Origin of the sequence: Zooshikella harenae (assembly GCF_018837975.1) — a bacterium.
In the GTDB taxonomy this organism is placed as follows: Bacteria; Pseudomonadota; Gammaproteobacteria; order Pseudomonadales; family Zooshikellaceae; genus Zooshikella; species Zooshikella harenae.
This window is the reverse complement of sequence record NZ_JAGSOY010000128.1, coordinates 1-6,173: the sequence shown is the minus strand read 5'-3', so window position 1 is coordinate 6,173 and position 6,173 is coordinate 1. Positions and strand designations below refer to the sequence as shown.

At 34.1% G+C, this 6,173-nt stretch carries 4 protein-coding genes; 2 read left to right on the top strand and 2 right to left on the bottom strand.

The features are described 5' to 3' along the window. The first annotated feature begins 1,265 nt into the window (after window positions 1-1,265). The gene (locus KCG35_RS23290; RefSeq protein WP_215822260.1) at window positions 1,266-2,477 is read left to right on the top strand and encodes a chymotrypsin family serine protease; all 1,212 of its coding nucleotides are present in this window, start codon (window positions 1,266-1,268) and stop codon (window positions 2,475-2,477) included. 786 nt (window positions 2,478-3,263) lie between these two features. Here KCG35_RS23290 and KCG35_RS23285 read toward each other — a convergent pair. Beyond that, complete coding sequence (locus KCG35_RS23285) at window positions 3,264-3,770, bottom strand: hypothetical protein (protein WP_215822259.1); 507 nt, start codon at window positions 3,768-3,770, stop codon at window positions 3,264-3,266. 482 nt (window positions 3,771-4,252) lie between these two features. Further along, entirely contained in the window at window positions 4,253-4,747 is a 495-nt protein-coding gene (locus KCG35_RS23280) for a GNAT family N-acetyltransferase (RefSeq protein ID WP_215822258.1), read from the bottom strand. 515 nt (window positions 4,748-5,262) lie between these two features. Here KCG35_RS23280 and KCG35_RS23275 point away from each other — a divergent pair. Next, window positions 5,263-6,087 (top strand): hypothetical protein, encoded by an 825-nt coding sequence (locus tag KCG35_RS23275; protein WP_215822257.1) that lies wholly within the window; start codon window positions 5,263-5,265, stop codon window positions 6,085-6,087. The last annotated feature ends 86 nt before the right edge of the window (window positions 6,088-6,173 follow it).

Sequence of the window (6,173 nt, the reverse complement as noted above, 5' to 3'; positions counted from 1 at the left end):
TTACTATCAAAATTATCAATATAAATCGCTTCATTCGTTACCAAATAAAAATCCGTTCCAATTGTATCCTCTCCACTCCATATTTTCATACATAAGCCTTCAAAGTTAGCGTACTTAAAACATTTTTGGTTGACATATAAAATATAGATTGGTAACAAAGTAAAGCGAGTTTCAATAAGAGCATGCGTGAGTACTATGAGTACGTTAAGCTCATCTTCAAGAACATTTCCTGCTCAACTTTCACTTATGTTCTAGGAACGACACCAGGTTTACTTCAATAGTTATAAAATCAATGCTCATTTTTGTATACATACTTACATATCAGTAGGAATGATAAGTAACTTTGGTGAAGAGCAATAATAGCGGAATTGAATACTCACTCTCAAAATTTATATACCCTTCGCAAATGAATCACTATTGGTATATGTATATAACTATTTCGTCTTGCTTTGTTATCAAACACTGACAACAAACTTCATGCACTTAAGAAGCATAAAAAGAGTTCGTTAAAAGTATAAATAATAAAATGTAACAGCCTCATACATACAGATAAGTTACAACTTACAAAAGAAAAATCTAATATTTTTAGCTTCTTAGTCCCGTATTTTCATCAGAAAGGCGCCGATCAGAACATTATTCTACAAAGTATCAATTCAAGTAAACATAAGCCTCCGAGTTGACGGATTCGAATTATTAAACATATTAGTATCCTTTTCTTACTGCACAGAGAAGCTTTAAAATCATCACTTGCGTTTAAATGATATATTGCTTTTTAAAGTAAACACAGCGCTTTTAAAACAGAAAAACGAACCATAAAATTTATTCACGAAGGGTACATTATCTTAATTTGACCGCAACAACAAGATCATATCAAACATATTAAATATGCATTATTAACAATCATATAAACTTAATACCACAGAGGGAATGTTCACTATTTTTCAGCTACACTTTTAATAAATAGTTTTAAAAACCAAACAAACATCCACAAAACGCTTTAATACATTCACCATACTCTTTTTTTATCACCCAAAAAACAATAAATTAATAAAAAGGAGAAAACCACGACACCAAATCATAAACCTTTATTTTTAAAGATGAACATATAAATCATCTACAAACCAGATGTATTGAAAAATATATTGATTACCATATTACCTATATGGAATCTTATGCTGTTGACATAAGAGATTAAGTTTTACTATTTTTAGCAAGCCCTTGAAAATATTTTGTTAAACATTAACGATGTTAACAGTGAGGTTATTATGGCCAAGGAAACTGTACTAATCGCTATGGGCATAGCTCTGGTGTTTAGTAGTAATGCTTTCTCACAGGGTAAAATAGAAAGCCATGAGGCGGTTGATGCCACTAAAATTAAAATACAAACTGAAGAAGAGGCTTTAGCTACTGACTTAAAGTTAGTCGCTAAAGCAAAAGGATGGACTATTGAAGAAGCCAGAGCTGATTATAATGCAGCTGCAGCAGTAGGTGCTGTAGCAGAGCGATTAGCTAAATCTCACCCAGACTTATTTGTAGGATCGGTGTTATCTGAACAACCAGGTGGCACACCTTCTTTATATGTAAAAGGTACGGCACCAAGTCTAGTATACAATCTGCTCGCTGAATCAAAAATAGATATCAATATTGTCGATCATCAACCTTTTTCATTCTTGGAATTAGAGAGTCGAGCGTATCAAATTCAAAGTAATTTAAAGGAACTAGGTTATAAAGATTTCGCTACTTCATTTGACTTTAGAAATGCAGGTAGAATTGACGTATTAGTTGCAGAACAAACTGATAAACTCAACTTTCCTAGCCAAGTAGTATCTGAGTTACCCATCTCGCTACAAAGTAATGTAAATGTGACTATTAGTAAAAAACCAGTGGGTATCGCAGAACTGGCTTTTGGCGGGATGAGAGTGCTCGACGATAACACTTTTGAATGCACATCAGGTTGGTCTGTTGAAAACAGTAGTGGTACAACAGGTGTCACTACTGCAGGGCATTGTGATGGAATCAACCAAATAGATCATCCTCCCTACGCCTATCATCCGTTAGTTCATAAAGGGCAACATAGAGGAGCATGGGGTGATGTAGAATGGAAAACGTCCACTTATACTGAGCCCGCACAGTTCTATGCTGATCAAAATAATAACATACGAAATGTGACATCCCTTGAAGCACGCGCTAATATCAGTATTGGCGAATCAATTTGTATGTTTGGGCGATCTTCAAATAAAAGGGATTGCAGTCTTGATGTAAGTGCTACCTCTGTTAGCTGTACCTTTAATGGAATCAACACACAACGCCTCGTACGCATGAACGGTGATGTCACAATTGGTGGTGATAGCGGTGGAGGCTGGTCTTTTAATTATAAGGCTTATGGTTCCCATGTCGGGGATTGCGGTGGTCTTAATGTATTTAGTGTTGCAGATCTTTTTGATGAAGCACTAGGTGTAACAGTCCGAGTACAATAAGCTGTAGGTTATGCTATAGAAACAGTACAATTAATTAGTCTGTTAAATCAAAAAAACCTCGATTATGTGGTACAGTACATGATCGAGGATAAATCAAACTGTACAAAAAAAAACCTAGAATAGGCTGCCAAGAGTTCATAGCAATAGCTAAAATACATTATTTATAGTAGTTCATACTCAGTTTGTAATGACTGCTTGACGCTATAAAATTATCACTCAAAAATATCTTTACCTTTTATTAAAATAAAAATTGAGTAGCCACCTACTATTGTCCCAATGGGTAAAGCTGGTAACATTAATATTGCAATAATCATTGATGGTAACCATGACCAGCTTTCACATTTTCGTAAGCCACAAGCAACTATCAATGCAGATAGAGAAATCACAACTGACAAGTACAGTGCGATGTAACTGTTTCCTAAGTAAACTTCAAATGCACAAAAACTTAGTGATAATATAGAAAAAAATATCCAAACTGCCCCAATAATTTTTCAGCTTCTTCTTATAGATTTTTCCTCAGAATTTAGTCCAATATTTTGTTTCTGATCTAACAACAACTTTTTTAACTCTTCTTCATCATAATCTTTCATCGCTTATACCAAAAAAGCCTTTATATAGCATTAAGGGTACTTCTAAAAATGTGCTTTTTATTTGATAACTATGTCAGGGCTGGCCTCATGGCTCTGCTAGTCTTAAATATTCCTTATACACAGCACTCCAACGTGCAGTACTTCCCTGCTTTCACAAAAAAATCACTATTTTTAGAGGTAACCTTAAGTTATAAATTTATCTGTAGTATCTGAAAGTTTTTCCAAACTCAAGCAAATTACTGAAATCAATATCTTTAGAAAAAGGAAATATTTGAGACACATGGACATCAATGCACTTTCCTTCACGAAATCCATAGTAATTAGTATTTGCTTGAATATATCTCTTTGCCTTATACTCAACGTCAACAAGATAATTTACTATTGAAAAATGGCCACCTTTAACAGTTGTTATTGTGTCCCTCAAGATATTTGGATTCCGTAATGCCTTTGACCAATAGAAACTCTTACACTCTTCAGGTGAGCGGCCTTTTCCCAAAGCAGGCTCTACAAACCCAGATACAATAAATCCCTCGCGAGAAGATGCTTGAAACTGATAACCGGTTTCTGATATACCGTCCCTATGTGTTTCCAGTTTCGGAGAGTTAAAAATAAACCCCCAATTTTCACCTGAAACAATAAAAATATTTTCCGCAATTATTGTCTGGCTATAAAACAATATAATCACTAAATATAAATATTTCATCCTCCCTCCAAATCACATCTGCGATAAATAAGAGTTTAGCAACAATATCAGAAGATTCCGTTAAAAAATTGAGGAAACAAAGTCAAATAAAACCTTGCATCCACACCATAGCGAAAAAGTTTGCTTTTTTGAATTAGGCTTAATTCATTTTTTTGTATGCTGACTTTAATCCTGTAGTAGTGATGTCACGCCAGATATACAAACCATAGAGTATATCCCATGGACATGAAAATCACAAAGCGTACCAAGCAGTGTAGCGAGTGCAGTTTTACTATCCATGTAAGATGGTGTTAGATATTCTATAAGTAGTCCGTTTAGCCCCCGCAACATAGTCCCTGAGCCTACAATGACACAAAAACAAGTCAATATTTCAAAAGATTCTCTTCTTACTTAATTTATATGAGCGACTACCCTATAAATAAATAAAAACTAATAACATCGCTATATGATCACTCTTGAATACCTCATCAGAAAGTACAATGCTATGTAAACAACTTTTCCAGCCAAATAGAGCTTATATACTCCCCATTTTTCTTGGCATACTCATTAAACACACCTATTTCACTGAACCCAAATCGTTTATGTAAGTTTACTGATGCCTCATTCGGTAGAGCAATACCACAAAGCGCTCGATGCACACCTTGAGCTGATAACGCTGAAAATAGACGTGTGTACAATGCTGTCCCTATCCCCATACCTTTGGCTTCTTCATGCAAGTAGATTGTTACCTCAACTGTATCCCTAAAAGCCATACCCATCCGATAAGGTTGAGAGCAAGCAAAACCAAGCACTTTTCCATCCTTTATAGCTACATAAATCTGGTGTTTAGTTTCAGGGTTAAATTGTGAAAACCATTCCAAACGATTTTCATAAGTAAATATTTTTTCTTCAAATCGAGCATTTGAAGTCAAAATAAAATGATTAAATATTTCAGTGATTACTTCTAGGTGAGATCGCTCACCAATCTTTATTTCCACCTAAACTTCTTGTTTATTTATTTTAGTCTATATCAGCAACACATAATACTGATTAAAAATTCGACTAAAAACCCATTTTTCTGTGATAGCTGTGTCAGCGTTGTACTCATAACCCTGTTAGCATTAGTACATACTTGAGGCTACAATCGTTAAAAATACAATTGCTATTTAACCCTCACCTATGCCTATACATCGTGTTTCTCTGTGTACTGCTTAACTAGGTAGTCAAAAAGTTTAAACATGTAGTTAGTCGTATACTCTCGAAAGCAAGTAGTTTTTAAAGGGTATTATACTTTAGTCTATATTGGACAATAATACCTTGTAATAGATTACCATTTTTTTTATAAAGTCATCCTGAGAGTGGTTTGTGTAAATCGATAATAATCGATAGATTTTATTTAATCAAATCTATCTAATTGCTTTATATCTAAATTATCATTTGAATAGCTAACTACTTTCTTAATGACTAAAAACAGTATTACTTAGTGTTAATACCAAACATAAGGACTTTCTTCATGAAACTAAAATGCTTAAGCATTGCCTTAGCAACTCTACCATTAATGGTATCTGCAGCTGATTATTATGAATACTGTAATCAAATATTAGTTGATGGTACTTTGCAAACTTATGAGTCAACGTCAAACTATGAGGCTAAAATTGCTTTAAAAAAATGGTTATGTAGCCACGAGTCAAGCTCTGGTGGTGGAGGTGGCGGTTTAGAGCTGGATGTTATTGGTATTTTTACTATTGGTGGTAGCGGTCAATCTGCAAATCAATGGAAAAAAGAAAACTGTTCAGGTACCGATTACAATTATGAAGGCAGTAAGTCATCTCATGTTTTGATACAGCATAGTAGTGATAGTGTTATTAATGCATGGTCTCAATGTATTAAAGATATTCGCCCTGAAAAACTGGCATGCTATGCAAAAGAAACAGAAAGCTCTTTATTAATGACCGTAGAGCTTGGTTACGGTATTGGTAATATAGAAAATGCTGAAGTGGTTGGTACTAACTTAAATCCTCTCACCAGCGTTCCTAACCGCTTCAGACCAGGTAAGAAAAACTTACGATATAGAATTAATAACCCACGCTATGAATCATATTTTGATTTAAATGGTGAAGCTGATTACCTTGATGTATCTTGTAGTTATACCATTCCATCAAAACCTGTGTCTGAAGATGGTGATAAAGGATGTGAAGTATTTCGTTTACAGTCTTTGAGTAAGGGAAAAATCAGTGCCTATGAGTATCAGTATCTACGTGAAATGAACCAGGTACCCTTATTCAGCAACAAAAATGGAGAATTGATAGGCTACTATAGTTGTTCAGAATTTGAATAAAATATAACAATAAATAAATAGCTAAAAAAATAAAAAACATATGGAGTATTCAATGAAAACATCGTTATTAAAAATACTTATTTCTA